Origin of the sequence: Sediminibacterium goheungense, from assembly GCF_004361915.1 — a bacterium.
Classification (GTDB): domain Bacteria; phylum Bacteroidota; class Bacteroidia; order Chitinophagales; family Chitinophagaceae; genus Sediminibacterium; species Sediminibacterium goheungense.
Window position 1 is genome coordinate 719,040 of the sequence record NZ_SNWP01000011.1, and the last position, 26,174, is coordinate 745,213.

Annotated in this window: 24 protein-coding genes; 23 read left to right on the forward strand and 1 reads right to left on the reverse strand. The window is 34.3% G+C overall.

From position 1 onward, the window contains the following. Positions 1-375: 375 nt before the first annotated feature. Positions 376-1,485 (forward strand): GDP-mannose 4,6-dehydratase, encoded by a 1,110-nt coding sequence (gene gmd / locus BC659_RS10820; protein WP_133474771.1) that lies wholly within the window; start codon positions 376-378, stop codon positions 1,483-1,485. Between the two features lie 270 nt (positions 1,486-1,755). On the opposite strand, the gene BC659_RS17145 is transcribed toward gmd, so the two are convergent. Continuing rightward, positions 1,756-1,845: a four helix bundle protein gene (locus tag BC659_RS17145; RefSeq protein ID WP_133475137.1), complete on the reverse strand. Its 90-nt coding sequence runs from the start codon at positions 1,843-1,845 to the stop codon at positions 1,756-1,758. 250 nt (positions 1,846-2,095) lie between these two features. On the opposite strand from BC659_RS17145, the gene BC659_RS10830 reads away from it, so the two are divergent. The 22 genes from BC659_RS10830 to BC659_RS10935 all read left to right on the forward strand — a co-directional run bounded on the left by BC659_RS10830 (position 2,096) and on the right by BC659_RS10935 (position 26,172). After that, complete coding sequence (locus tag BC659_RS10830; protein WP_133474772.1) at positions 2,096-3,049, forward strand: GDP-L-fucose synthase family protein; 954 nt, start codon at positions 2,096-2,098, stop codon at positions 3,047-3,049. Positions 3,050-3,375: 326 nt separating this feature from the next. Further along, a complete protein-coding gene (locus BC659_RS10835) occupies positions 3,376-5,844 on the forward strand; it encodes an SLBB domain-containing protein (RefSeq protein ID WP_133474773.1) in 2,469 nt (822 codons plus the stop codon). 21 nt (positions 5,845-5,865) lie between these two features. Beyond that, positions 5,866-6,975 (forward strand): lipopolysaccharide biosynthesis protein, encoded by a 1,110-nt coding sequence (locus BC659_RS10840; protein ID WP_133474774.1) that lies wholly within the window; start codon positions 5,866-5,868, stop codon positions 6,973-6,975. Between the two features lie 9 nt (positions 6,976-6,984). Beyond that, positions 6,985-8,271, forward strand: coding sequence for a nucleotide sugar dehydrogenase (locus BC659_RS10845; protein ID WP_281277247.1), 1,287 nt, complete (start codon positions 6,985-6,987; stop codon positions 8,269-8,271). A gap of 8 nt (positions 8,272-8,279) precedes the next feature. Further along, positions 8,280-9,278, forward strand: coding sequence for an NAD-dependent 4,6-dehydratase LegB (locus BC659_RS10850; RefSeq protein WP_133474776.1), 999 nt, complete (start codon positions 8,280-8,282; stop codon positions 9,276-9,278). A gap of 2 nt (positions 9,279-9,280) precedes the next feature. After that, positions 9,281-10,435 carry a LegC family aminotransferase gene (locus BC659_RS10855; protein ID WP_133474777.1) on the forward strand — a complete coding sequence of 385 codons (1,155 nt, stop codon included), beginning with the start codon at positions 9,281-9,283 and terminating at the stop codon, positions 10,433-10,435. Then, positions 10,422-11,078, forward strand: coding sequence for an acetyltransferase (locus tag BC659_RS10860; RefSeq protein ID WP_162847410.1), 657 nt, complete (start codon positions 10,422-10,424; stop codon positions 11,076-11,078). The genes BC659_RS10855 and BC659_RS10860 overlap by 14 nt, the downstream gene beginning before the upstream one ends. Next, a complete protein-coding gene (locus BC659_RS10865; RefSeq protein WP_162847411.1) occupies positions 11,044-11,955 on the forward strand; it encodes a glycosyltransferase in 912 nt (303 codons plus the stop codon). Before BC659_RS10860 ends, BC659_RS10865 begins: the two co-directional genes overlap by 35 nt. Beyond that, positions 11,948-13,012, forward strand: coding sequence for an N-acetylneuraminate synthase family protein (locus BC659_RS10870; RefSeq protein ID WP_211340765.1), 1,065 nt, complete (start codon positions 11,948-11,950; stop codon positions 13,010-13,012). Before BC659_RS10865 ends, BC659_RS10870 begins: the two co-directional genes overlap by 8 nt. Positions 13,013-13,027: 15 nt before the next feature. After that, on the forward strand, positions 13,028-14,062 hold the full coding sequence (locus BC659_RS10875) for a nucleotidyltransferase family protein (protein WP_133474780.1): 1,035 nt from the start codon (positions 13,028-13,030) through the stop codon (positions 14,060-14,062). Then, positions 14,059-14,766 carry an acylneuraminate cytidylyltransferase family protein gene (locus BC659_RS10880; RefSeq protein WP_133474781.1) on the forward strand — a complete coding sequence of 236 codons (708 nt, stop codon included), beginning with the start codon at positions 14,059-14,061 and terminating at the stop codon, positions 14,764-14,766. The genes BC659_RS10875 and BC659_RS10880 overlap by 4 nt, the downstream gene beginning before the upstream one ends. Further along, complete coding sequence (locus BC659_RS10885; protein WP_133474782.1) at positions 14,759-15,742, forward strand: Gfo/Idh/MocA family protein; 984 nt, start codon at positions 14,759-14,761, stop codon at positions 15,740-15,742. The genes BC659_RS10880 and BC659_RS10885 overlap by 8 nt, the downstream gene beginning before the upstream one ends. After that, a complete protein-coding gene (locus BC659_RS10890; protein ID WP_133474783.1) occupies positions 15,730-17,097 on the forward strand; it encodes a DegT/DnrJ/EryC1/StrS family aminotransferase in 1,368 nt (455 codons plus the stop codon). The genes BC659_RS10885 and BC659_RS10890 overlap by 13 nt, the downstream gene beginning before the upstream one ends. 2 nt (positions 17,098-17,099) lie before the next feature. Beyond that, the gene (locus BC659_RS10895; protein WP_133474784.1) at positions 17,100-18,113 is read left to right on the forward strand and encodes a glycosyltransferase family protein; all 1,014 of its coding nucleotides are present in this window, start codon (positions 17,100-17,102) and stop codon (positions 18,111-18,113) included. Next, positions 18,113-18,670 (forward strand): GNAT family N-acetyltransferase, encoded by a 558-nt coding sequence (locus BC659_RS10900; protein WP_133474785.1) that lies wholly within the window; start codon positions 18,113-18,115, stop codon positions 18,668-18,670. The genes BC659_RS10895 and BC659_RS10900 overlap by 1 nt, the downstream gene beginning before the upstream one ends. Beyond that, on the forward strand, positions 18,667-19,785 hold the full coding sequence (locus tag BC659_RS10905; RefSeq protein WP_211340766.1) for an N-acetyl sugar amidotransferase: 1,119 nt from the start codon (positions 18,667-18,669) through the stop codon (positions 19,783-19,785). Before BC659_RS10900 ends, BC659_RS10905 begins: the two co-directional genes overlap by 4 nt. A gap of 2 nt (positions 19,786-19,787) precedes the next feature. Further along, positions 19,788-20,420 (forward strand): imidazole glycerol phosphate synthase subunit HisH, encoded by a 633-nt coding sequence (hisH, locus tag BC659_RS10910; protein ID WP_211340767.1) that lies wholly within the window; start codon positions 19,788-19,790, stop codon positions 20,418-20,420. Between the two features lies 1 nt (position 20,421). Continuing rightward, positions 20,422-21,291 (forward strand): imidazole glycerol phosphate synthase subunit HisF, encoded by an 870-nt coding sequence (gene hisF / locus BC659_RS10915; protein ID WP_133474787.1) that lies wholly within the window; start codon positions 20,422-20,424, stop codon positions 21,289-21,291. A 3-nt stretch (positions 21,292-21,294) separates the two neighbouring features. After that, positions 21,295-22,545 (forward strand): N-acetyl sugar amidotransferase, encoded by a 1,251-nt coding sequence (locus BC659_RS10920; protein WP_133474788.1) that lies wholly within the window; start codon positions 21,295-21,297, stop codon positions 22,543-22,545. Positions 22,546-22,555: 10 nt separating this feature from the next. Further along, a complete protein-coding gene (locus BC659_RS10925; protein WP_133474789.1) occupies positions 22,556-23,845 on the forward strand; it encodes a hypothetical protein in 1,290 nt (429 codons plus the stop codon). Then, positions 23,842-25,008, forward strand: a complete 1,167-nt coding sequence (locus tag BC659_RS10930; RefSeq protein ID WP_133474790.1) for a lipopolysaccharide biosynthesis protein — start codon at positions 23,842-23,844, stop codon at positions 25,006-25,008. The genes BC659_RS10925 and BC659_RS10930 overlap by 4 nt, the downstream gene beginning before the upstream one ends. Continuing rightward, positions 25,009-26,172, forward strand: coding sequence for a hypothetical protein (locus tag BC659_RS10935; RefSeq protein WP_133474791.1), 1,164 nt, complete (start codon positions 25,009-25,011; stop codon positions 26,170-26,172). It abuts the gene before it with no gap. The last annotated feature ends 2 nt before the right edge of the window (positions 26,173-26,174 follow it).

Genomic DNA, 26,174 nt, shown 5'->3' on the forward strand with positions numbered 1-26,174 from the left:
ATAAATTAAAATCATTTAATGTATAAAATAATTTTAATTTATTGTTATAGAACAAACTTAGTCGTTAAACAACTCTTTACTTGTAGCCTGATTCACTAATCCGAGACCTGCTGCTAGTAACAATCTGGTTAAGAATGGTTTGTTGTTCCTTTTTTCTTTTCCTTGTTGAATAGGGAAATAACAATTAGTTAGGCAAGAGCATAAATTATAACCCTCATTCAGGTTGTTTTTTTTGTGAATGAAAAGGATGTAAGTTTTTTTTAGATGCATGGATATAGTAGTATGGAAGTTGATTTCCTTGCAGTTGGCCAATGTGAATTTCTAGTTATTTTAATTAACCTAATACCTTTTACTTTGCAATAATTATCAGTTATAATGAAAAAAGCCCTTATTACAGGAGTTACAGGACAAGACGGTGCTTATCTGGCAGAATTGTTATTGAAAAAAGGCTATGAGGTGCATGGAATCAAACGTCGTAGTTCTCTATTCAATACCCAACGAATCGATCATATTTATGAGGATCCACATATCCCAAATCGTCATCTGGTTTTGCATTATGGTGATTTGTCGGATGCGTCTAACCTGATTAGGATTATTCAGGAAGTACAACCCGATGAAATTTATAATCTGGGTGCCATGAGTCATGTAAAAGTGAGTTTTGAAACACCGGAATACACGGGTAATGTGGATGGTTTGGGTACCCTTCGAATACTGGAAGCTGTGAGGTTACTGGGACTTACTAACAAAACTAAAATATATCAGGCTTCTACCTCAGAACTCTATGGCCTGGTGCAGGAAGTGCCCCAGAAAGAAAACACCCCTTTTTATCCCCGCTCACCTTATGGCGTTGCTAAACTTTATGGTTATTGGATTACAGTAAATTATCGGGAAGCCTATAATATGTATGCCTGCAATGGTATTTTGTTCAACCACGAATCTCCTACCCGCGGCGAAACCTTTGTTACCCGTAAAATTACCCGTGCCGTAGCCAAAATAGCATTGGGTCTGCAAGACTGCCTATACATCGGCAACCTTGATGCCCAACGAGATTGGGGTCATGCCAAAGACTATGTAGAAGCCATGTGGCTCATGCTGCAACAGGATTCACCTGAAGATTTTGTGATTGCCACTGGCATCACCACCCGTATTCGTGATTTTATCCGTATGGCATTTGCTGAGGTTGGGGTGGAGCTCTGTTTTGAAGGATCAGCTGAAAATGAAGTAGGTGTTGTGGTTTCGGCTGATAGTCAATGGTCAATAGCCAAGGGCAAAACAGTTGTAAAGGTTGATCCACAATATTATCGCCCCTCGGAAGTAGACCTTCTTATTGGCGATGCCACCAAAGCCAAAGAAAAACTCGGCTGGACACCCAAATACTCACTGGCAGACATGGTAAAAGAAATGGTTGTCAGTGATCTCCAGCTTTTCAAAAGGCAACAGTTCTTGAAGGAGAACGGCTTCGACGTCCGCAACGAATTTGAGTAGGTTGCTAGGTTTTTGTAGGATGTATCGCTATGCAAGTAACATGCCTGGCACTTACATATTTCAGTACCTAGTATCCAAACCCCAGGCCATGTTCAAAGCTGACAATCATTCTAGAAGGATATTGATCTCATTCGTAATTTCCTGGTACTTCGAATTGTTGAGATAGTAGCTGAGGAATGCAATTTCAATTTGGGTTTATAATTCGAACGATGAGCTGATAGCAATATTGATGAATTGTTTAAAGTCTGCAGTGGTTCTTATTCCGCATTCTTAAGCTATATTGGAAGGGATGGATACTGCAGATTTACTCATTTGTACAGCCAAAGTGAATTTTCCTCTGGCAGGAAATTGTTCCGTTATTCATTAATATTTTTGGCAATACCTCAGAACGCTTTCATACTTCAAAGTTCTTAAAATCACGCATTTGTTTGCAATCTATCATAAGGTTAACAGATCTCTATAAGGTATTTCCCACAATTTTTTCATTTTACCTGTGAACTGGGGTACTGGTTACTTGGTGCTAGGTTTTAGCAGGTGTTAAGTTAATAGCCGGCAAATACGATATTTGCACCTTTAAACCCAACACCAGTATCCAAAAAGCAGTTCTAAAATGAAAAAGGATTCAAAAATATATGTAGCCGGACACAGAGGAATGGCGGGTAGTGCGATTGTGCGGAAGCTTGAGTCGGAGGGGTATCATAATCTTGTGTTGAGGGGGTCTCAGGAACTGGATTTACGGAACCAGAGGGATGTGAATGCTTTTTTTGCTGCTGAAAAGCCTGAGTATGTATTTCTGGCAGCTGCTAAAGTAGGAGGGATACAGGCTAATAATTTTTATAGAGCAGACTTTGTATATGAAAACCTCATGATTGAAGCGAATGTAATTCATGCGGCTTATGAATCTGGAGTCGAAAAGCTGCTCTTTCTGGGATCTTCCTGTATTTATCCTAAGCTGGCACCCCAACCCTTGAAAGAAGAATATTTGTTGTCGGGTTATCTGGAGCCTACCAATCAGCCCTATGCAATAGCTAAAATTGCCGGAATTGAGCTCTGTGATGCCTACCGGCGGCAGTACGGATGTAATTTTATTTCTGCCATGCCTACCAATTTGTATGGCCCCAATGATAATTATGATCTGGAGAAATCGCACGTGTTACCGGCCTTACTCCGGAAATTTATGACAGCGGTGGAAAATGGTGATGAGTCTGTTATCGTCTGGGGCAGTGGAACACCGCTTCGTGAATTTTTACATGTAGATGATATGGCAGCTGCCTGTTTTTTTCTCATGCAACATCTTTCGGTAGCTGATATACCTGCCAATGAATTGGCCATGTGGAATGTGGGTGTAGGATCAGATATTTCCATTGCCGATCTGGCTAAAATGATCGGTGCTATCGTTGGGTTTAAAGGCACCATCCATTTCGACGCCACCAAACCCGACGGTACTCCCCGCAAACTCATGGATATATTCAGGCTAAAAGCCCTCGGCTGGCAATCCTCCATCCCTCTCGAGGAAGGTATTCGCAGAGTATATAATGAGCTATCGGTAAAGCGAGCCTGGTAGTGAGAGAAGGTACTAGGTGCTAGGTACTGGGTTACAGGTAAATACAAAACCCAGTACCTGACGCCAACTCAAAAACCAACAAGAAAATTTTTTAACCTCCCCATCCCCTATATTTGCACACCTGAGCCGCAATTTATCCCCCCAATTTTAGTGGTTCAGTGGTTTATTATGCTTTGATTTTCTTAACATTGCATTGATTTTTTAATCGTTTGTTTTGGACATTTTTCTTCGGAAAATGTACCGAAATCCCCTTTTTTACCTACATGGGATCACCATTATGTGACTGAGGTGGGCGAAGCCATGTTTTGAACCCTTATTCTAGGTTTATGAAAATGCATTTCTTATTAAGATTTACTATTGTTGTCTTGTTCTTTTTGAGTACCACAGCACTTCAAGCACAGGATATTTTGAAAGGTAAAGACCTGAGTACCATTAGAGTTGATCAGTTGTCTGATGCAGATATTGCTAAACTCAAGGCTCAATTAAATGAATCCAAGCTAACCATTGAGCAGGTAGAACAAATGGCAATGGCCAAAGGCATGAGTGCAACTGAATTTACTAAATTGAAAGCAAGGTTGAATGCAGATACTAAAGGTCAAAAGGTTACAGGTGCTTTAAAATCAGACCCCAAGAGTGCTGCTAAGACCATTGAAAAGCAAAACAATAGTTCGGATTCATTAGCCGTTGAGCAATTTGATAAGAAAAAACCACAACCATTGATCAACCCCTTGATCTTTGGCTCGGAGTTATATACTTCTGTTTCCCCCAGTTTTGAACCGAATCTAAAACTAGCCACTCCTTTGAATTATGTATTAGGACCTGATGATGAATTGTTGGTGACGCTGTATGGTGTTCAGGAATATACCGGTGAGTTATTGGTGTCTGACGAAGGAAATATCAATGTGCCTAATGTTGGACAAATACGTGTAGCAGGGTTAACCATCGAAGCTGCTACACAGAAATTAAAAACAGTTATGGGAAATAGTGTATACCCATATTTAAAAAATGGAGGTTCTAAATTATCTGTTACCCTCAACAAAATCAGAAGCATAAAAGTAACAGTGATTGGAGCAAACAGGCCTGGAAATTTAACTGTTTCTTCTTTGTCAACAATTTTTAATGCACTTTACCTAGCTGGTGGCCCAACAGAATTTGGTAGTTTCAGGGAGATTGAATTGGTCCGGAATAATAAACCTATCCAAAAAGTTGATCTTTATCGAATGTTATTAAAAGGGGATCAGTCTGATAATATTGGGTTAAAGGATAATGATGTAATTCGAATACCTGCGTACAAAAAGCGAGTAGAAATTCAAGGCCAAGTTAAGAGACCTGGTATTTTTGAAGTATTGTCTGGAGAAAGCTTTCAGGATGTATTAGAATTTGCCTCAGGATTTACAGATACAGCTTATACAGCTATTGTGAAAGCCTTTCAAAATAGTGATCGTGAAAGAAAAGTAAAAGATATACCGGCAGCGGAATATCAAAAATATCAGCCTGAATCTGGCGATATATTTGTTGTATCTAAAATTCTGAATCGTTTTCAAAACAGAGTAAAAATAAACGGGGCGGTGTTCAGGCCTGATGTGTATGAATTGACGAATGGATTAACGGTAGGGGAGCTCATTCGTAAAGCAGATGGTTTGAAAGAAGATGCTTATACCGGAAGGGCCCAAATTCTGCGTTTACAAGATGATTTAAAAAGATCCATATTGTCATTCGATGTTCGTAAAGCTTTGTCTGGTGATGCAGCACATAATTTACTGCTAAAACGTGAAGATGAGATTTTGATAAGTTCTGTATTGGATCTTCGTGATTCTTTCAAAGTGACTATTCAAGGTGAGGTAAGAATGCCAGGAGAATATGATTTTGTGGACAATCTTACTTTACGTGATATCATTTTGCAAGCAGGAGGCTTTACTGATGCTGCTTATAAGAGTATTGAAATTGCAAGATTGATCAAAAGAGATAGCATTGCACCAACTGATAATCGCGCCAGTTCTATTATAAATACAGAAATTGACGGAGATTTAAGTATTGGAGCTGCATCAGTTGGAATAATGCCTTATGATGTTATTACTGTTCGCAGAAAAGCAGGATATACATTACCTGAAACAGTCTTGATATCTGGCCAGGTACAATATCCAGGACCCTATGCTTTGAGTAATAGAAGTGAAAAAGTTAGCGATCTTTTAAAGCGATCAGGAGGATACACGCCTGATGCCTTTCCGGCGGGAGCTTATATTAAACGTTATTTGACAGAAGAAGAAAAGAGGAAGAAAGAAGCTACTAAAGAAATACAAAAAAATATTAGTAATAAAGATACAGCTACTTTACGCGATCTTGATGAAAGTAGTAAAAAGGAATTTGTGAGAGTTCCGCTTGATCTACCTTCCATTATGAATAATCCTGGATCTATTGAAGATCTTGTCTTACGTATTTATGATGAATTGGTGATACCAAAGTTTGATGGACAGGTCAAAGTTAGTGGGGCCGTATTGTTGGAAACGCAAGTGCCTTATAATGAAAAAAATAAATTCAAGGATTACATTAGTAGTGCTGGTGGATACAGCGGTGATTCTTGGGTTAAAAATTCTTATGTAGTTTACGCAAATGGTAAAGCAGCTACAACAAAAAGATTTTTATTTTTCAAATCCTACCCTAAGATACAACCCGGTAGCGAAATTATAGTTCCTAAAAGACCTGAAAGAAGAGGCATGACCACTGGTGAAATCATTGGTATTTCAAGTGCATTGGCAAGTTTAGCTGGTGTAGTAATTGCAATACTAAGGCTGTAAAATAATAATTGATCATAAGCAATGACTGAAATTAATCCTTCAAATGACATAACATTACAAGATGTGATCGGAATGGTGAAATCAATGATAGATTTCGCTCGAAAAAAAATCATATTTTTTGCAACGATTTTCTTGATTGGAGCAATCGCCGCATTTTCATATGCTTCTTTTCAAAAACCAACATACACTGCCAAACTCACTTTTGCACTTGAAGAAGAAAAATCCGGAGGTGGTTTGTCAAGTGCAATGGGGTTAGCTAGTGCTTTTGGTATTGATGTGGGGGGCGGTGCTGGGGGCGCATTTTCCGGCTCTAATCTTATTGAATTAATGAAAAGTAGAAGAATTATTGAAAATGCATTATTAGCACCTGCATACCTTGTAGACCCAAGAATTTCCCTGGCAGAATATTATATTGCTAATTTCGAATTAAGAAAAAAATGGGAAAAGATTGATACAGGTATGTCTCGCGCAATATTCCCATTACAAATAAAACGAGAATTATTTTCACGTAATCAAAATAAGGCTATAGGAAGTTTAGTTGATCAGATTACTGGAGACGATAAAAAATTCAATATTTCGCAAGTAGATAAAAAGATAAGCATAATATCAATCGTTTTTTCTTCAGAGAGTGAGCCATTTGCAAAAATGTTTGTGGAAAGTCTTGCACAGGAAGTTTCAAATTTTTATATTATAACTAAGAGTAAGAAGGCCAGAATTAATGTTGAAATTTTGGAACATCAAACTGATAGTGTACGTCGACAATTAAATAATGCTATTGCCGGGATAGCTCGTATTAATGAAGAAACATTTAATTTGAATCAGGCAATCTCTTTTCCAAGGGTTTCTGGTACTCAACGTCAGGTAGATATTCAGGCTAATACCGCAATACTAACCCAATTGGTTGCTAATCTCGAATTGGCGAGAGTTGCTTTACGAAAAGAAACTCCTCTAATTCAAGTTATTGATTCACCTGTTTTACCCCTGCCAATTAAGAAAATCGGAAAAATAAAATTTTCCTTATTGGCTGGATTTACAATTGTATTTATCGCTTTTTTATTTTTATACGTCAAAGAATGGATGAATAGAAATAAATTGAAAGAATCGGGTAAATACAAGGACTTATCAATTTAAATAAGTAGTATGGATAAAAAAATCGCAATTATAGGACTCGGTTACGTAGGTCTTCCTCTTGCCATTGAATTCGCTTCTAAGTATTCAGTTGTAGGATTTGATATAAACAAAGACCGTGTTAATGAATTATCTAAAGGAGAAGATAGGACGAGGGAGGCTGATTTGAAAAGAATGAGTGATGTTGTGCAATTAAAATCTGATGCATTAGGAATTGGATTATCATTTTCTTATAATACAGAAGACATTAAAAGTTGTAATGTATTCATCATCACAGTTCCAACGCCTATTGATCATTATAAAAAGCCTGATCTCAAGCCATTATTGAAGGCAAGTGAAATGATCGGACAAGTGATTAAGCGAGGTGATATTGTGATATACGAATCAACAGTTTACCCTGGATGTACTGAAGAAGATTGCGTGCCGGTTTTAGAAAGAGTATCCGGGTTAGTCTATAATAAAGATTTCTTTTGTGGCTATTCTCCGGAAAGGATTAATCCAGGTGACAAAATAAATACGCTTACCAAGATAAAAAAGGTAACTTCTGGTTCTACACCTGATACAGCAGAAACTGTTGATCAACTTTATAAAAGTATTATTGAGGCGGGCACATTTAAAGCCAGTAGCCTTAAAGTTGCAGAAGCTTCAAAAGCAATTGAAAATGCTCAAAGAGATTTAAATATTTCTTTTGTGAATGAACTCGCATTAATCTTTGAACGAATAGGAATTGATACTAACGATGTTATAGAAGCAGCGGGTACTAAATGGAATTTTTTAAAATATAAACCCGGATTGGTTGGGGGGCATTGTATTGGTGTTGATCCTTACTATTTAGCACATAAAGCAGAAAGCTTAGGATATCATCCACAAGTGATTTTGTCTGGTCGTAGAGTTAATGATAATATGGGGATGTTCGTAGCCAACAAAGTGGTGAAATTAATGATTCAAAAAGGCATACTAATAAAAAAATCTAAGGCTTTAATACTTGGTATTACATTTAAGGAAAATTGTCCGGATATCCGTAATTCGAAAGTAATTGATATTTATACTGAATTAAAACAATTCGATATCGATGTAGAAGTTTATGACCCTCATGCGGACAAGCACGAAGTAAAGGAAGAGTATAGCATTGATTTAGTTGATTCCATTAATAATAAAACTTATAATGCAATAATACTCGCAGTGTCACACGATGAGTTTCTGAAATATGATTATGCTGCATTAGGAGAACAAAACAGTACTGTAATTTTTGATACAAAAGCATTCTTGCCTCGTTCAATAGTCGATGCAAGGTTATAATTGTTTATATGGAAATTAAAAATAAAAAAGTTTTAATCACTGGAGCAGATGGTTTTATAGGAAGTCATCTGGTCGAAGAACTAATTGAAGAAGGTGCTAAAGTAAAAGCATTTGTTGTTTATAATTCTTTTAATAGTTGGGGTTGGTTAGATCGATTCCCCAAACATTTATTAGATGAAATCGAAATTTTTGCAGGTGATATTCGAGATCCCAATGGAGTTCGACAAGCCATGCATGATTGTGATGTAGTATTTCATTTAGCTGCATTGATTGCAATTCCTTTTAGCTATCACTCACCAGATTCATATATTGATACTAATGTAAAGGGCACCTTAAACGTTATTCAGGCTGCTAAGGATTTAAAACTTGAGAGGATATTAGTAACATCTACTTCCGAAGTTTATGGTACAGCACAGTATGTGCCAATTGATGAATTGCATGCCAAACAACCTCAGTCTCCTTATTCTGCATCTAAAATAGGAGCAGATGCAATCGCCGATTCATTTTACAGAAGTTTTGGAACACCTATAACCATTGTTAGACCATTCAATACATACGGGCCAAGACAATCAGCAAGGGCGGTGATCCCTACTATTATAACTCAATTACTTGCAGGAAAAAGCGAAATAGCATTGGGAGATTTAACTCCGACCAGAGATCTTCTGTTTGTGAAAGACACTGTAAAAGGATTTGTTGAAATTGCAAAATGCGATACATTAATAGGTCACGAATGCAATATCGCCACTCAATCAGAGATTTCTATCGGCGAATTGGCGACAGAATTGGTTAGACAAATTAATCCTAAGGCTGTTATCATTAATGATGGTCAAAGGATGAGGCCAGAAAAATCTGAAGTATTCAGGCTATTTGGTTCAAATGATAAAATCATGAACCATACTAATTGGAAACCAGTGTTTACGCTAGCGAAAGGACTTGAAACTACAATTGAATGGTTTAAAGATGCCAACAATATCGGATACTATAAAACCAACATCTACAATATTTAGACATGTCGCTTAGTACGAATAAAAAAATTGTCGATTTCATTCAATATCTTTTTCCTGGGAAAGAACATATATCATTGCATGAGCCATTGTTTATAGGAAAAGAAAGAGAATATGTGTTAGATGCAATAAACTCCACTTTTGTATCATCGGTTGGAAAGTATGTTGATCAATTTGAAGAAATGATCCGCAATTATACCGGTGCGAAATTTGCTATAGCGACGACTAATGGAACTTCCGCATTGCATATGTCATTATTGCTGTCTGGGGTAGAGCAAGGAGATATGGTGATTACTCAACCCTTTTCATTTATTGCGACCTGTAATGCGATTAGTTATCTAAAAGCCCATCCTTACTTCATTGATATTGATGAAAATACTTTGGGATTAAGTTATGAAGCATTGAAGATTTTTTTAAATGACCATACTTATATAAGTAATCAGCAATGCTATCATAAGGAAAGTAACAGACGTATTTCTGTGTGTGTGCCAATGCATACATTTGGGATGCCTGTTGAAATTGATAAAATAGTTTCAATTTGTCAAGAATTCCATATCAAAGTAGTTGAAGATGCTGCGGAATCCTTAGGATCAACATACAAGGGTCAACAGACAGGCACATTCGGATTATTAGGTACTTATAGTTTTAATGGGAATAAGACAATTACCTGTGGAGGTGGTGGTATTATTGTTACCAATGATGAAAGATTAGGTAAATTAGCAAAGCATTTGACAACACAAGCAAAATTGCCCCATAAGTGGGAGTTTAAGCATGACCAGATTGGATATAATTACAGACTTCCTAACATTAATGCTGCATTGGCATGTGCTCAATTAGAACAGTTAGATAATTTTATAACTAACAAACGCGAAACGGCAAACAAATATGCGGATTTCTTTACATCTGTCGATAACGTCAGATTTCTAAAAGAGAATCAAAATTCAAAGTCTAATTACTGGCTCAATGCAATTTTATTTGAAGACCATAATTCTCAACAGGAGTTTTTGGAGTACTCAAATTCTAATGGAGTTATGACTCGACCAGGGTGGGATCTTTTAAATACTTTACCTATGTATCCTGATCAAAGTAATGACGAGTTAGTGAATGCGCGAAAAATACACGCAAGATTAGTTAATATTCCAAGTAGTGTTAGACTATAAACAAAAGAAAGAAATAGTCGTTATTGGTTCTGGAGGTCATGCATCTTCAGTAATTGATATTCTCCAACAGTTAAAGGAATGGAATATTCATGGAGTTGTTTCTGTAAATTTAAAAAAATCTGAAACGTTTAATGGGATTAAAGTAATAGGTGATGATACAATTTTTGAAGAATTAATTCATAATCAATATTCCTTCGTAATAGCGATAGGTCAGATATTGTCATCTTCAACTCGGGTTAAAATTTTCAATCAATTGTTAGAACTGGGAGCTATGCTTCCTATAATCATTTCTCCTGATGCTTATGTTTCACAAAATGCAACTATTGGTAGAGGAACTATGATTTTTCATCGTGTTGTAATTAATGCTAATGTCCGGATAGGGAATAACTGCATCATAAATAACACTAGCTTAATTGAACATGATACTACCATAGGATCTCATACTCATATTTCCACAGGTGCAATTGTTAATGGTAATGTCAGCATTGGGGATCATTGTTTTATAGGTAGCGGATCTGTGATTGCGAATAATATTAGTATATGTGACGAGGTTATAATAGGTGCAGGGGCAGTTGTTATAAGTAATATTAATGCACCAGGAGTCTATTATGGAAATCCAGCAAAAAAGAAGCAGAATGGCTAGTGAGGTCTGCGTTTTTTCAGTACTTCATCAGGGGGCTGTAAAATTTTATACAGAGTTTTTACATTCTTTAGATTGTCAAACATATTCGAATTTTGATCTTTTTCTAGTTGTGGATAACGTAAGATCTGAAATTTTAAAAGATATTGAGAATAAAACGTTACATAGATTCAAGATTATTCATTATGAGTATTCAGGTGGGATGCTTGAAAATCGAATAAAAGGACTACAACATCTAGTAAAAACGAAGAATAAGTATCAAACGATTGTTTTTCTAGATTCAGATGACTTAGTGGCAAAGAATTATATTGAAATAGTGTCAAGAAATAACAAAGATTTTGAAGTTGTCGTTTCTGATTTAATTCCTTTTTCTGAATACCATAAAGCAGATTCTGATATGCCGATATGGAATGAGAGATTAATGAATAAAGAGATTTTGGATGTAACATTTCTTAAAAACAAAAATATTCTTGGGTTTGGAAATACCAGCATTCATTTCAGATTAATCGAACGGCTTAAATCTAACTATCCAGAGCCACTAGCACCCGATTGGTATTTTTTTAAAGATATACTTACTTTATCTGATAGGATCAAATTTAGTAAAGAGTCAATCATTTTTTATCGGCAACATCATTCCAATATTGCCGGCTATCAAACTTTGACACATGAAAAGTTGAGGCGAATTTTTCAAGTTAAATACGATCATTATAAACTAATGTATTATACAGATGCAGATTCTGTCGAAGAAATTAACACAATAACTAAAATTTTAAATAACGAAAAAGATATAACTCAATCAATTAACTACTTAAATCAAAAATCCATTAATTTCTTCTGGTGGGAAGAAACTACATACTTAAAAAAAAGCTACAATGAATAAAATAAAACTAACACCTGTAAAAGACGTTTATAATTATTGCAAACCTTATATCATTGCAGAGCTTGGCTCTAATCATAATGGTGATATGGAACTGGCAAGAAAATTAATTATTCAGGCAAAAGAAGCAGGCGCAGATTGTGTTAAATTTCAAAGCTGGTCTAAAGACACTATTTTTTCTAAAAAAACATATGAAGAGAATTATTTTGTTGCAGATGATTACAGAAACAGGACTGACTATACACTTGAACAAATAGTTGAAGAATTTTCTATCAGTGAAGAGGAATTATTGGAAATGAAAGCATTTGCAGATCAGGTGGGTATAGATTGTACATCAACTCCGTTTTCTAAAAAGGAAGCAGATTTTCTCGTTGATAAACTAAACAGCCCTTTCATTAAGGTTGCATCAATGGACTTGAATAACTATCCTTTTTTAGAATATTTAGCAAAGAAAAATAGGCCAATGATACTCTCGACGGGGTTAAGTGAATTATATGAAATCGATAAGGCTATAAGAACAATTGAAAACACAGGAAATACTAATATAATAATCCTGCATTGTGTGTCAATTTATCCTCCCAAAGATGAACAGGTTAATTTGAGAAATATTATAACACTGCAAAATACATATCCCAAATATCCAATCGGATTCTCTGATCATACATTGGGAACTTCCATTCCAATAGCCTCAGCAGCATTAGGTGTGTGTGTAATTGAAAAACATTTTACTCTGGATAAAAATATGTTCGGGTGGGATCATAAAGTTTCAGCCACAAAAGATGAAATGGCGTTGATTGTTAGTGAAACTCAAAGAGTTAACACCGCTTTAGGTGATTTTCGGATTTCTTGTGTAGAAGACCAGGAAAGAAAAAGTTCTTTCAGACGAAGTATAACTTCTACGCGTTCAATTAAGAAAGGTGAAATAATAAATGCAGAGGATATTGATTTTAAGAGACCTGGAAATGACATCGCTCCTGAGTTTATAAATTTTGTAATTGGCCGGGTTGCTGCTAATGATATAGAATCAGATAAACCTATAAAGTATTCAGATTTAGTATAATCGTAAATACCGTATATGAAAAATGTTCTTATTTTAGAAGAGAATATAGGTTTCTATGATCTTTTACAAAAGCTTGATCAGGAGGGTAATGGCTTTTTGATTATTGTAGATAAGGATTTTAAGCTGATTGGGATTATAACAGACGGAGATATCAGAAGGGCTATTTTAAATAAACAAACGGAAGATGTTTACATGATCATTAACAGGCAACCTCTTACAGCTGATTCCGAATCTGATAGGCATGAAATTCAATTATATTTAAAAAGTATACAAAGAAGGCAAATACCTGTAATTGATAAGAACAAAATACTAGTAGATATTGTTTATTTGGATGATAATGAAGTTCATTATCATGATAACTATGTTGTAATTATGGCTGGGGGATTAGGTTCTCGCTTGGGCGAGTTAACCAAAGATATCCCAAAGCCCATGCTGAAAGTTGGGAATAAGCCAATTCTGGAAAGAATCATTATGTCTTTTAAAGAAGCAGGTTATAATAAATTCATTGTTTGTGTAAATTATAAATCAGAAATTATCAAGGATTACTTTAAAGACGGTAAAGACTTTGGAGTTCATATTACATATAATGACGAAGAGAAAAAAATGGGTACCGCTGGAGCATTAGGGCTAATTAAATATCAATTTGATAAACCTTTTTTTGTTGTTAACGGGGATATTCTAACTACGATTCAATACAATGAATTCATGAATTTTCACATTCGAACTTCGGCGACAGCAACAATGTGTGTGAAAAAGATGGATTATCAGATACCTTATGCATGTATTAATCTTGATAGTGAATCTAATATTTTAGGATTAGTTGAAAAACCCATTTACGATTATAAAATTAATGCCGGATTGTACATACTTAATCCCGAAACGATTCAACATATACCGGTTAACGAATACTACGATATGACTTCATTATTTGAATTTTTAATTCAAACGGGGAAAAAAACAGTTGCTTTTTGTCATGAAGATTATTGGCTGGATATCGGACACAAGGCAGATTATCAAAAAGCTAATTCAGATTTAAACATTGGTAAATGAAAAAAATTGCAGTAATTCCCGCTCGAGGAGGATCAAAAAGAATACCTCATAAAAACATCATCAATTTTATGGGGAAGCCTCTAATGGCTTGGACAATTGAAGCAGCCCAAAAATCAAATATTTTTGACAGAATTATTGTGAGTACCGATGATGTGAAATTCGCAGAGGTTGCAAGAGAGTATAATTGTGAAGTTCCTTTTCTGCGAGATATTAATGCTGACGATATTACACCTGTAAGTGAAGCTACGATCCACGCTGTTCAGCAAGCAGAAAAATATTATAATGAGGAATACGATATCGTTGTACAATTAATGGCTAATGCGCCGATTAGAAATCAATTCGATATTATTAATCATTATAATAATTTTGTGCAAAATGATTTTGATTTTCAATTAAGTTGTTTTCCGTTTGGTTGGATGAATCCATGGTGGTCATTTAAGATGAATGAGGAAAAACAACATGAATGGATTCATCCAGATGCTATGAAAAAAAGATCTCAGGATCTCGATAAATTATATTGTCCAACAGGAGCAATTTGGATTGCTAAAAAAGAACTGCTTTTGCAAGCAAAGACTTTTTATGGCCCAGGCTATAAGTTCCATGAAATTGACTGGAAATCAGCTGTTGATATTGACGATTATGAGGATTTAGACTTTGCAAAAGCTGTTTTTTATTTACAAAGCCATCAAGGAGAAAATGTATAAAGTTTTGATTGTTGGTGCAGGTAACATTGCAAGCGAGTACGATGATGCAACATCTACAGTATTTCTTACACATGCACATGCTTTCGTAAACCATCCTCACTTTGAGTTAATTGGTTTTGTTGATCCTGACATAATAAAGGGGATAAATGCATCATCAAAATGGGGAACAAGGCATTTCACAAACCTTGATCAGGCGTTTAAATATTATTCAAATATCGATATTGTTTGTATAGCAGTTCCAGATGATTTGCACTTTAATGTTTTACAACAAGTTGCTAATTATAGACCCAAATTGGTATTTACTGAAAAGCCATTAACCAATACATTGGAACAAGCTCATATTATTGAGAGATTATACCGGGAGCTTCACATACCTGTTTTGATCAATTTTAAAAGAGCTTTCATACCTGAAATACTTGATGTTATAAATAGTGTAAAACGAAATGATTTTGGAGAGTTTAAAAATTGTTATGGATTTTATAATAGGGGATTTAAGCATAACGCTTCTCATTTGCTTGATTTGATCATTAGATTTACCGGATGTAAGGAATTGAAACTCATGAATGTAATTGACTCTATATCAGACTTCTCTATTGATGATCCCTCACATAGTTTTGTGGCAAGCACCGATAATAATGCAGTAGTTGTTATCAAAAGTTTTAGCGGCGAAAGTTATCCGATTTTTGAGCTTGATTTACATTATAGTTCAGGTCGTATTAGGTTATTTAATACAGGGGAAAAGCTCGAAATTTATAGAGTTCAGCCTTCTTCAGCTTTTTCTGGAGTTAATTTTTTGCAGCCAAAGGATTGTATTGATACGTCTTTACACCAGTCTATGCTTCATGCTGCTAACAATATTTTTGAATACCTTTCGATGGGTAAACCATTAAGGGTTCCAATTGCAGATGGTATAGAAGTTATGAAACTAACTGAGCAAGTTTTAAAAGATATAAAAAATAAATCATGTCTAAATTAGCTATTCTAGGAGGTTCTCCAGTCAGAAAAGAAGATTTCCCTAATCGTAAATCAATGGGGAAAGAAGAAATTGAGGCTGCAAAAAGAGTACTAGATTCTGATGTTCTTTCAGGATTTGTAGGGGCAGCCGGCAATTTTTTTAATGGGGGTAAAGAAGTTAAACAATTCGAAAAACAGTGGGCAGAAGCCTATGGTTTTAAACATGCAATCAGTGTTAATTCATGGACAACAGGGTTACAGGTTGCAGTAGGGGCTGTTGGAATCGAGCCTGGCGATGAAGTAATCTGTTCACCTTATACAATGTCTGCTTCAGCTACCTCAGTACTTTTTTATGGAGGTATCCCTGTTTTTGCCGATGTTGAAAGAGATCGATATACGCTTGATCCCAAATCAATTGAAGAGAGAATTACCCCAAGAACCAAAGCTATTTTGGTAGTGCATTTATTTGGTTATCCTGCGAATATGGATGCCATCATGGCAATAGCTAAAAAACATAATTTAAAAGTTATAGAAGATGCAGCTCAGGCACCGGGTGTTTATTACAAAAATATACCTGTAGGCGCAATTGGTGATATCGGAGGCTTTAGCCTGAACTTCCACAAGCATATTCATACAGGAGAAGGTGGGGTGTTAGTTACCCATGATGATATGATTGCGCTTCGCTCTCAACTCATTAGAAATCATGGTGAAAATGCAACGGAAGCTTATGGTGTTACAGATATATCAAATACCATTGGAAGTAATTATCGATTTACTGAAATACAAGCAGCAATCGGATATGAGCAATTTAAAAAACTGCATGGATTTCTTGAACATAGAAAAGAAATAGGAGCATACCTGACTAATAGATTGAAAGCAATAGAGGGCTTGCACGTGCAGCAAATCGAAGAAGGTTCTACACACTCATATTACATGTATCCTATCCGCTTTGATGAAAATGTATTTGAAGTATCTAGGAATTTATTTTTACGTGCAGTATCAGCTGAATTACCTAAGCCTAATTATTGGGATACGACGCCTCTGGCCGAAGGTTATGTAAAGCCTCTTTACTTGAATCCGGTTTATCAGCAAAAAATCGCAATAGGTAAAAAAGGATTTCCATTTAATACAAATCCAGGAGTTGAGTATGATTATTCAAAAGGGTTGTGCCCTGTAACTGAGAGTCTTTATGAGAAAGAATTAATGTTATCTCCATTGGTACGTGAAGGTATTTCAAAAAAAGAAATAGCCGACTTCGCTGATGCTATAGAAAAAGTTGTTGAAAATATTTCTGATTTAAGGAATTCGGCTTTGAATAAAGAAACTAATACACAATTATACGATGCAACAAAAGCTATCGACGAAAATGTTAAATGATGATGAATACTAATCAATTGATTAGAAACATTGTTAAAAATAAACGAATAGCTTTTGTATTTGGAGATCCCGCAGGAGCAAAGGCGATGATTGCTATTTCAAAACTAATTCGTGATAGCAAAGAGTTTTTGCTTATATCTGATCGTTCTTATTCTTTTTTTAGTGAAATTGAGGCTGATGTTTCTATAGTTATAAATGAGGAGGAGTTATTCTCTAAATTTGCTGATTTTGCCCCTCAACTGATTTTTACCGGGACGTCTTTGCCTGTTTCTGTAGAGTTGAAAAGTTTAAAATACGGAAAACAAAATAACATTGAAACTCTCTCTTTTGTTGATCATTGGACAAATATTAAAGAACGTTTTATTGATGAAAAAGGTCAACTCATAATACCGGATAAAGTGTATGTGATTGACAGTAACGCGTACAATATAGCTGTAAAAGATGGCCTACCTGAAAAACAGGTTGAAGTCATTTCTAATCCTTATTATAATTGGTTATCCACCTGGAAACCAAAGACAAAAAGATATTCATTTTATCAACAACTAGGTATAAATCAGGATGCTGCTTACATAGTATATGCACCTGAACCACTTGATAAGTTTAATCTTAAAGAGAAATATGGGTTTAATGAATATGATATTCTAAATGATGTAGATAAAATCTTTAAGAATTATTCAACAAATAGTAAAAAAGAAATAAAAATTGTATTTAAGACCCATCCGAATGTAAAAAAGGAGGAAGTGTTAAAAGCTATAATCTTAAATCTGGGATATATACCTGATTATTTAATAATTATATCTGATATTGATTTTAATCATCTCATTTATTACTCATCACTTGTAATAGGTTTTTTTTCCAACAGCCTGATTGAGGCTTCCATATTAGGAAAGCCCATTTTTCGACTTTTATACAAATTAAATAGAATTGAAAATGATCCTTTAAATGGAAAGGAAATAGGAGTTCGAATCGACTCTTTAAAAAAGTTTAGTGAAATCCTTAATAAAAAAATATTGTAATGATTGTTTTTCTTGAGTCTTCTAAAGTAATATTATCACCCATTTCTCTTTCCTTAGTTCAAGAAGGAAGTTATTCTCAATGGATAAATGATCAGGCAAGTGATTTATTCACACAACACGCCATCCTGCCTCACACAACTGAAAGTCTGTATGCTTATGCAGAAAATAAACAAAAAGAAAGAAATAGTATCTGGTTAGGCATTATATATAAAGAAAATAATAAACACGTTGGAAATATTGATATTTCGGACATTGACTGGATAAATCGTGTTGGGACTTATAATATACTAATAGGAGAAAAAAAATATCATGGTAAAGGGATTGGTTATGAAGCATCACATTTGATACTTAACCACGTATTTAACAGACTTAACCTAAACAGGATACAGTTAGGAGTTGACGAAAGGAATAAGGGCGCTATTGGGTTGTATCAAAAATTAGGATTTCGAGAAGAAGGACGATTTGAAAATGGTATTTTAGCTTCAGGTGAGTATTTTGATATAATTAGAATGCGAATTTTACAGAAAGAATATTTGATAGATAAAAAACATGTATGATCAGATTTTGTAAAAAATGTCTTCAGCCAGATACAAGACCCAATATTAGTTTTGATCAATTTGGTGTATGTCCACCATGTAATTATTCGGAAGTTGTAAAAAATATAAACTGGGAAGAAAGGCGATATTTACTTGGTGATATTGTAGACTTTGCAAAAAAGAGTAATCATTCTGGGTATGATTGTATAATTGGGGTTAGTGGTGGTAAGGACAGTACCCGTCAGGCGATCTTTGTTAAAGAAGAGCTCAAATTAAATCCTCTTTTGGTTTCGTTGAACTATCCACCCGAACAAATGACTCATAGAGGGGCTCATAACATTTCAAATATGATCGATCATGGCTTTGATACAATAACAATTGGCCCCTCCCCATTGATATGGAAAAAACTAATGAGAGAAGGCTTTATTAAGTACGGAAATTGGGCAAAATCAACTGAATTATCACTTTTTAGTAGCGTTCCTCGACTGGCAGTAGCCTATCAAATACCACTTATTTTATGGGGCGAAAACCCAGCTTTAACTTTAGGTGAACAAGGATCAAAATCTGATACCTATGAAGGCGGGCAAATGAAACATGGAAATACCCTTGCTGGTGGTAAATTCGATTGGTTACTAATAGATGATATTAAGTCCAATGAGATATTACAATACCGTTATCCTTCAGATGAAGAAATGGAAAAAGCGGGCTTGAGAATTATCTATCTGGGCTATTTCATGAATAACTGGACAAAACTTGATAACGGGGTATTTGCCGCATTACGTGGTCTTCGGATAAGATCCGATCATCCATCTGATATTGGAGATATTATCGGAGTGGATTCATTGGACGAAGACTGGGTGGTTTTAAATCAAATGATCAAGTATTATAAATTTGGTTTCGGTAAAGTAACAGAAATTGTTTCAGAAGAAATGCGGTATCGCGGTATGTCAAGATCTGAAGCTATAGAACTTGTTAAACGATATGACGGTACTTGTTCAGATGCTAATATTGAGAGTTTCTGTGATTTTATTGAGATATCAAAAGAATATTTTTGGCAGATTGTTGATGGATTTGTCAACAAGGATTTATTTGAAAAAGTGAATGGGAAATGGAGACCTAAATTTGAAATCCAATAATTATGAAAGGTAAAATTGTAATCGTAGATTACTATGTTGGAAATACCAATTCGGTTTATAATGCAGTTAAAAGACTTGGCTATAATGTCATCATCAGCAATAAGAGAAATGAAATTGAAGAATCTGATGCCCTTATTATGCCTGGGGTGGGAGCGTTTGCCGAAGCTATCAATAATATCAATCAATTGGATCTGAAGCCAATTTTGAATGATCAGGTTTTAAACAAAAAAAAACCTGTCCTTGGTATTTGCATTGGGATGCAATTGATGGCGGATTTTTCAGAAGAAAATGGTCACTTTGAAGGACTTGGATGGATTCCAGGTTCTGTTAAGAAAATTCCACCTCAAGAGGCATTATTAGTTCCTCATGTCGGATGGAATGAAATTACCCCTGTCTTTTGTAAAGAGATATTATTTTCAAATGCTGTATTTGAAAATCCAAGTTTCTATTGGGATCATAGTTATTATTTCGACTGTAAAGATGAATATAAAGCTGCAACAGTTGAGTATGGCAGTACACTATCAGCAATTATTGCACAAGAAAATATATTTGGTGTTCAATTTCATCCGGAGAAAAGCCAAACAAATGGATTGAGATTATTCAGGTCATTTTTCAATTATTTTAATATAGTGTGATATGCTAAAAAAAAGAATAATAGCGAATTTGACCGTTCTAAACGGGGTAGTAGTACAAAGTGTTGGTTTTAAAAAGTATCACCCGGTTGGAAGTGTTGCAGTTGCAGTCGAATTTCTTAATCAATGGGGAATTGATGAAATAATAATTGCTGATATTTCTGCAACCAAAGAAAATCGATCTCCTTTAACAGAATTGTATAAAAAGGTTTCAAATCGATGTTTTGTTCCTTTAACAATTGGGGGAGGAGTGCGTTCAATAGATCATATTCACGACCTATTACATTCCGGAGCTGATAAGATATTTATTAATAATTATGCTTTTGAGAATCCTGATTTTATATCTAAATCAGCAAATATTTTTGGTGATCAGTGCATAATTGTGGCAATAGATGTAATATATAAAGATAATAAACCTGTTATCTACGATTATAAAACACGTATGCCATCACAGATTGATTTACATGATTGGGTTAAAGAAGTTGAAAATAGAGGTGCAGGTGAACTTTTGATTAATTGCGTTGATAGAGATGGCCAATACAGTGGATATGATATATCACTGGCAAAACAAATAGCCGATTCTGTTAATGTACCCGTCATTATTTGTGGTGGTGCAGGAAAGCCTGAACATTTTTACGAAGTATTATCAGAAACAAATGTTGCAGCAGTAGCAGCTGGTAATTATTTTCATTTTAGTGAACATAGTGTTATTACAACAAAAGCATTTCTTCAAAAGAGAGGCTTGGATATTAGATTAGAAACGTTTGCTTCATATAACTATAATTATATAAATCAAGACAATCGTTTAGACAAATTAGACGACGAACACCTTGAACATCTTCTATACAAAAAAATCGTTAAGGAAATTATTTAACTCATGCAGTATTGTAAACGATGCCTGTATCCTGAAAATCATCCATTAAATATTATTTTTGATGAGGATGGAGTTTGTAGTGGATGCCGTGTACACGAGGAGAAAGATATATTAGATTGGAACTCGCGCGGTAATAAACTAAAGTCAATATTTGAGGGGTACAAGAATAAATCTGGTAACAATTATGATTGTATCATACCAATATCAGGGGCCAGAGATTCGTATTTTATAGTTCATACCGTAAAAAATGTTTTCGGTATGAATCCCTTACTTGTAACATACAATAAGCATTACAATACAGAACTTGGAATACGTAATCTTGCGTATTTGCGAACACTGTTTGATTGTGATACTTTGACAATGACTGTTAGTCCTGAGAGAGTTAAAAATATCACTCGTGCAACTTTACGAAAGATGGGAAGTATGTATTGGCATTGCCTTGCTGGACAAACTGTTTTTCCGGTGCAAGTAGCAGTTAAATTCAAAATACCCTTAATTGTCTGGGGATGTCATCAAGGTATTGATCAGGTAGGAATGTTTTCGCATCTCGACGAAGTAGAAATGACGAGAAAATATAGAAAAGATCATGATTTAATGGGATATGAAGCAGAAGATCTTGTTGATATATTTGATCATGTCAGGGAAGAAGATCTTATCCAATATTTTTATCCCAGCGATACTGAGATTGAACGTGTTGGAGTTAGAGGTATTTATCTGAATAATTATATCAGATGGGATACTAAGGCACAGCACGAGAAAATGATTAAAATGTATGGGTATGAAACTGGACTTCAACAAAGAACATTTGATACTTATAATGATGTTGATTGTTTCCATTACTCTGATCTTCATGACTATATAAAATGGCTGAAATGGGGATATGCTAAAGCCACCGATCATGCAAGTCGTGAAATACGTTTTGGTCGCCTAAGTAGAGAAGAAGGAATAGATTTGGTTGAAAAATGGTCTTCGCGACCAGCTTCCATGGATTTATTTTGCGATTGGTTGAAAATAGATAAAGAAGCCTTGCAGTTAGTATTAGATCAACACAGACATCCCAGCGCATGGAAAAGAGATTTGTCAACCTGGGAGTGGAATCTCAAGGACTCTATTTCTAATCACCGATATGATCAAAATATAGATAAAGTACGCTTACAGAAAATAGAAGATTGTAATTTCAGTATCACTCCATCTAGGAGACCGGGTTATAAGGATGATAAGTATGTACTGATCGGAAAAGGTTTTATCAACTAAATTATTAATCATGGTATATGCTGGCATTGACACCAGTAAACTTTCTGAAAAGGAAGTTCTTTTTTTTATAAGAATTAAAGGGCAGCAACATTTCTTTGATAAGGTATATTCAAAGCCTGTTATCAATCAACTTTTTGGACATCTGAAATCCTTTAATACTATTTCTGAGTATAAGAATGCAGATCATTACATAGATTTAAAAAAATTTTCAGTCAAGGATTATTCATATAATGATTTTGAAGTCTTTAATAGTCAAATTAAACCACATTTGGCTAGTATCATCTTTAGATGCAGGGGGTTAAGAGCTATCTCATTTGAAGAAGCTAAAGATCTGATATTACGTGCAACAAAATTTTGGATAAATTTCTTTCAACAAAACCGTGATTTCAAACTTATAGTAATACATATTATAGATAACTATGTATTGGATATTATGTACAGGATCGCGAATGTATATGAACTACGAACCGTGGTTTTGAGTGAATTTTTTATTTATGGGTACAGGCGGCATACAATTTATGGTGAGTTTGTAAAGCAAAGGGTAATTGATAAAATCGAAATTAAAGAGGTAGTACAATATTTTAATAGAAAAGAGAAATCATTTTGGTTGAAAGGTTTAAGTACATTTACAAGCATCAAATATTGCTCATATCTTTTCTTTAGTTATTATGCAAGAGTATTGATTAGGTATTATATAGGGTATAAATTGTTAGGTAATATCAGTTATGAATACAGATTTGCAAAGCAGTTTGCCAAAGTTCCGATAAGGAATTTTTTTGTCGATAAATACTTTAATCAAATTGATGTTAAGCTGATTGAAAAAGAATACAGCAAAGCTGTATATATACCTTTGCATGTTTATCCAGAAGCGAATGTTGATTACTGGATAAATGATCCGAATGATGCAGACTATTACACAACTATTTATGAGGCTCTTGCTTATTTCAGGGATCGAAATATTAAGGTTTATATTAAAGAGCATCCGGGTTTTTTATATCAACGAGAGGTTGATTTTTATAAAATAATCACTTCGTTTTCAAATGTTATTTTAGTTCATCCATTCGATCAAAATGTAGCGATTCTTGATAAAATTGAAAATATCATGATTTGGCATGGGTCTGCTGGCGTTGAAGGGATTATGCAAGGGAAAAAAGTGGTTGTTTACGATAAAAATTATTATTCAAAAAATTATTTACCCTCATTACATTTTTTTGATCAAAGAAAAACTTTTTCAGAAGAAGAGAGAGAGAATTTTATGAGTGACATATTAACGGGTGCAGTAAAGTTCAATATGGAATGATCAAATTTTTGCTTTCTCGATACATCACTTATGCAATTATTTTTCTAGAGGTACTTCTGGTACCCCTATTTTTAAATAAAAGCGATTATGTAGAATATGAGTATATTAAGAATGTAATAAATCTTTCTTCTTTCGTATTGCTTGGAAGTCATACAGGATTCATTTATTACTTTTATTCTAAGAAACAGGATTTTTTTCCTGAACTAATTAAATTGAGTATCTATATCCTCCTTTTTAGTTCACTTTTTTTTTCAATTTATTATAATTCCCCACTTCTTCTTTTATCTTTTTTTTGTTTTGGTGCGAGTGTCTTTATAGAAAAGAAATTACAGGTTGAGAAAAAGTTTTATCTAGCAATCCTTTATAAACCTTTTCTTGCTTTGGTACTTATTGTAGCAGTATTTTTTTTAAAAGATATTGGTATCTCTCTAATACTTGCAGCAGGTTATAGTTTAGCATTGGTGCTTTGGTTTTTAATAATTCGGTTATTTGCAAAACATCTTTTCAAACAGCTATTACCTACTAGATTGTTAATTACCCGAAATGATATTATTACTTATTATAAGATGATAAAAGTAGGGATAGTAGAGAATGCTGCTACAGTAATTTTGATGTTTTATCTTTTTGCTGATAGATATATGTTAAATCATTTTTATCAAGATCAGCTTCCTTCTTATTCTTTAGCCTTTAACTTTTCTCAATTTGTATTTATAGGGATAAATTCTCTTGCATATATACAGAATGTTGAAATAGGGGAAAATCTTGGGTCCCTCAGTAAAGAAAAAATTATACAAATACTTAAAAAGACGATGGCGTTTTTCGTATTACTTTTTATAGGTGTTTTATGTGTTAGTTTTATATATGGAAAAATATTTAAAGGGTTTGAAAATTTAATGGGTTATACCATTCTACTTAGCCTTTTCATTGGCCTTTTCTATGTGTGCAATGTTTTGAGCGTTATTCCTTTATTTAAAGGGAAGCAAAAGGTAGTGACAATGTCCCTTGGGTTCTTCTTTTTAATTAATGTTATATTATCATTTGTATTTTTTCGATTGCATATTCCACCAATATGGAATATTGCTAAGACCGCTTGTCTCTTGACAATTTTTGGAGGTTATATAGTAGGCTACTCTATTATATTAATACAAAAAAAAGGTAATTAAATGGAGCAACAGTTCAAGGCGTATTGGTTTTGTGTTTTCTTAAAGGCTTTCTCAGGAATATTCTTGCTAATTAACTATCTGCTTGGAATTGATATACTTTTCTTATTTAAGGTACCATTGATTTTATCTTCCTTGATAATTTTATTTTATCATGTTAAAAAAACATTTTTTTTCGGATTTATTGCAGCACTTTTTTCAGCTTATGTCTTTTTAGGAACCGGGGTTGCTATTTATTATGGAAATTCACTGTCCACTAAAACATTGTCTCATCTATACACTATTTTCATATGTATGTTTGGAGTGTCTTTTGGTTATTATTTTGCGAGATATTATAACAAAAATATAGATGGTGCTGTAAGAAAGTATATGCAATTATTATTTTTTGTAACAATTGTAATACTATTAATATATTATTACAGTTACTATTTTACCGGCAAAATTGAATATTTTGGATTCGATACAGAACTGCCAACCAGTATTGTTTTTTTTGTTGGACAAGGCCAAACAGGACTTTTCGTAATCACTATATTATTGATTTTTTTATCTGGAAAAAGGTCTCCTTTAATTAGCGTCCTTGTTATCAGTCTTATTTTTTTGATTAAAGCTGTAAATTTTAAGAAGATAAAAAACTTAATAATTGGTCTCTTATTATTAATGTCAATATCGGTAGCAATAGTAGTAGCATATAATAATGGTCTTTTATGGCGATTTGAAAGTGTCATTGCTGTGGATATAGAGGATGAAGATAGCTTTTATACAGCTACAAGTGGACGATCAGCTGAGTTTATGGGAATTCTTAACCACATGAATGCTGATACTAAAAGATGGTATATCGGTTCAGGATTGGGCGGTGCTTATTATATTGATATAATAAGAGGAGATTACGAGGAACGATATCAACATTATACACATCTTTCATTACTCTCTTTTGTTTTTCTTTTTGGTGTTCCGTTTGTCATTCTACTAGTAGGGTATATCTTTTTTCTAGTCGTAAAGAACTTTAAATATTATAAAAACAAGTACTATCTAGGGATGATTGTAACTTTTGTTAGTTCTCTGTTTGGAGCAGGGATGTTTGTTGATTCAATTTTCTGGGTTTTTCTTGGAATCAATGCATATATGAGAACTGCAAGCAAGGATTCTTCTATAATTTGTATTAAGTAAAT

What these genes read in the sequence shown, in the direction of transcription:
- gmd (WP_133474771.1), top strand. Translation starts at nt 376, where the DNA reads ATGAAAAAAGCCCTTATTACAGGAGTTACAGGACAAGACGGTGCTTAT.
- BC659_RS10830 (WP_133474772.1), top strand. Translation starts at nt 2,096, where the DNA reads ATGAAAAAGGATTCAAAAATATATGTAGCCGGACACAGAGGAATGGCG.
- BC659_RS10835 (WP_133474773.1), top strand. Translation starts at nt 3,376, where the DNA reads ATGAAAATGCATTTCTTATTAAGATTTACTATTGTTGTCTTGTTCTTT.
- BC659_RS10840 (WP_133474774.1), top strand. Translation starts at nt 5,866, where the DNA reads ATGACTGAAATTAATCCTTCAAATGACATAACATTACAAGATGTGATC.
- BC659_RS10845 (WP_281277247.1), top strand. Translation starts at nt 6,985, where the DNA reads ATGGATAAAAAAATCGCAATTATAGGACTCGGTTACGTAGGTCTTCCT.
- BC659_RS10850 (WP_133474776.1), top strand. Translation starts at nt 8,280, where the DNA reads ATGGAAATTAAAAATAAAAAAGTTTTAATCACTGGAGCAGATGGTTTT.
- BC659_RS10855 (WP_133474777.1), top strand. Translation starts at nt 9,281, where the DNA reads ATGTCGCTTAGTACGAATAAAAAAATTGTCGATTTCATTCAATATCTT.
- BC659_RS10865 (WP_162847411.1), top strand. Translation starts at nt 11,044, where the DNA reads ATGGAAATCCAGCAAAAAAGAAGCAGAATGGCTAGTGAGGTCTGCGTT.
- BC659_RS10870 (WP_211340765.1), top strand. Translation starts at nt 11,948, where the DNA reads ATGAATAAAATAAAACTAACACCTGTAAAAGACGTTTATAATTATTGC.
- BC659_RS10875 (WP_133474780.1), top strand. Translation starts at nt 13,028, where the DNA reads ATGAAAAATGTTCTTATTTTAGAAGAGAATATAGGTTTCTATGATCTT.
- BC659_RS10880 (WP_133474781.1), top strand. Translation starts at nt 14,059, where the DNA reads ATGAAAAAAATTGCAGTAATTCCCGCTCGAGGAGGATCAAAAAGAATA.
- BC659_RS10885 (WP_133474782.1), top strand. Translation starts at nt 14,759, where the DNA reads ATGTATAAAGTTTTGATTGTTGGTGCAGGTAACATTGCAAGCGAGTAC.
- BC659_RS10890 (WP_133474783.1), top strand. Translation starts at nt 15,730, where the DNA reads ATGTCTAAATTAGCTATTCTAGGAGGTTCTCCAGTCAGAAAAGAAGAT.
- BC659_RS10895 (WP_133474784.1), top strand. Translation starts at nt 17,100, where the DNA reads ATGAATACTAATCAATTGATTAGAAACATTGTTAAAAATAAACGAATA.
- BC659_RS10900 (WP_133474785.1), top strand. Translation starts at nt 18,113, where the DNA reads ATGATTGTTTTTCTTGAGTCTTCTAAAGTAATATTATCACCCATTTCT.
- BC659_RS10905 (WP_211340766.1), top strand. Translation starts at nt 18,667, where the DNA reads ATGATCAGATTTTGTAAAAAATGTCTTCAGCCAGATACAAGACCCAAT.
- hisH (WP_211340767.1), top strand. Translation starts at nt 19,788, where the DNA reads ATGAAAGGTAAAATTGTAATCGTAGATTACTATGTTGGAAATACCAAT.
- hisF (WP_133474787.1), top strand. Translation starts at nt 20,422, where the DNA reads ATGCTAAAAAAAAGAATAATAGCGAATTTGACCGTTCTAAACGGGGTA.
- BC659_RS10920 (WP_133474788.1), top strand. Translation starts at nt 21,295, where the DNA reads ATGCAGTATTGTAAACGATGCCTGTATCCTGAAAATCATCCATTAAAT.
- BC659_RS10925 (WP_133474789.1), top strand. Translation starts at nt 22,556, where the DNA reads ATGGTATATGCTGGCATTGACACCAGTAAACTTTCTGAAAAGGAAGTT.
- BC659_RS10930 (WP_133474790.1), top strand. Translation starts at nt 23,842, where the DNA reads ATGATCAAATTTTTGCTTTCTCGATACATCACTTATGCAATTATTTTT.
- BC659_RS10935 (WP_133474791.1), top strand. Translation starts at nt 25,009, where the DNA reads ATGGAGCAACAGTTCAAGGCGTATTGGTTTTGTGTTTTCTTAAAGGCT.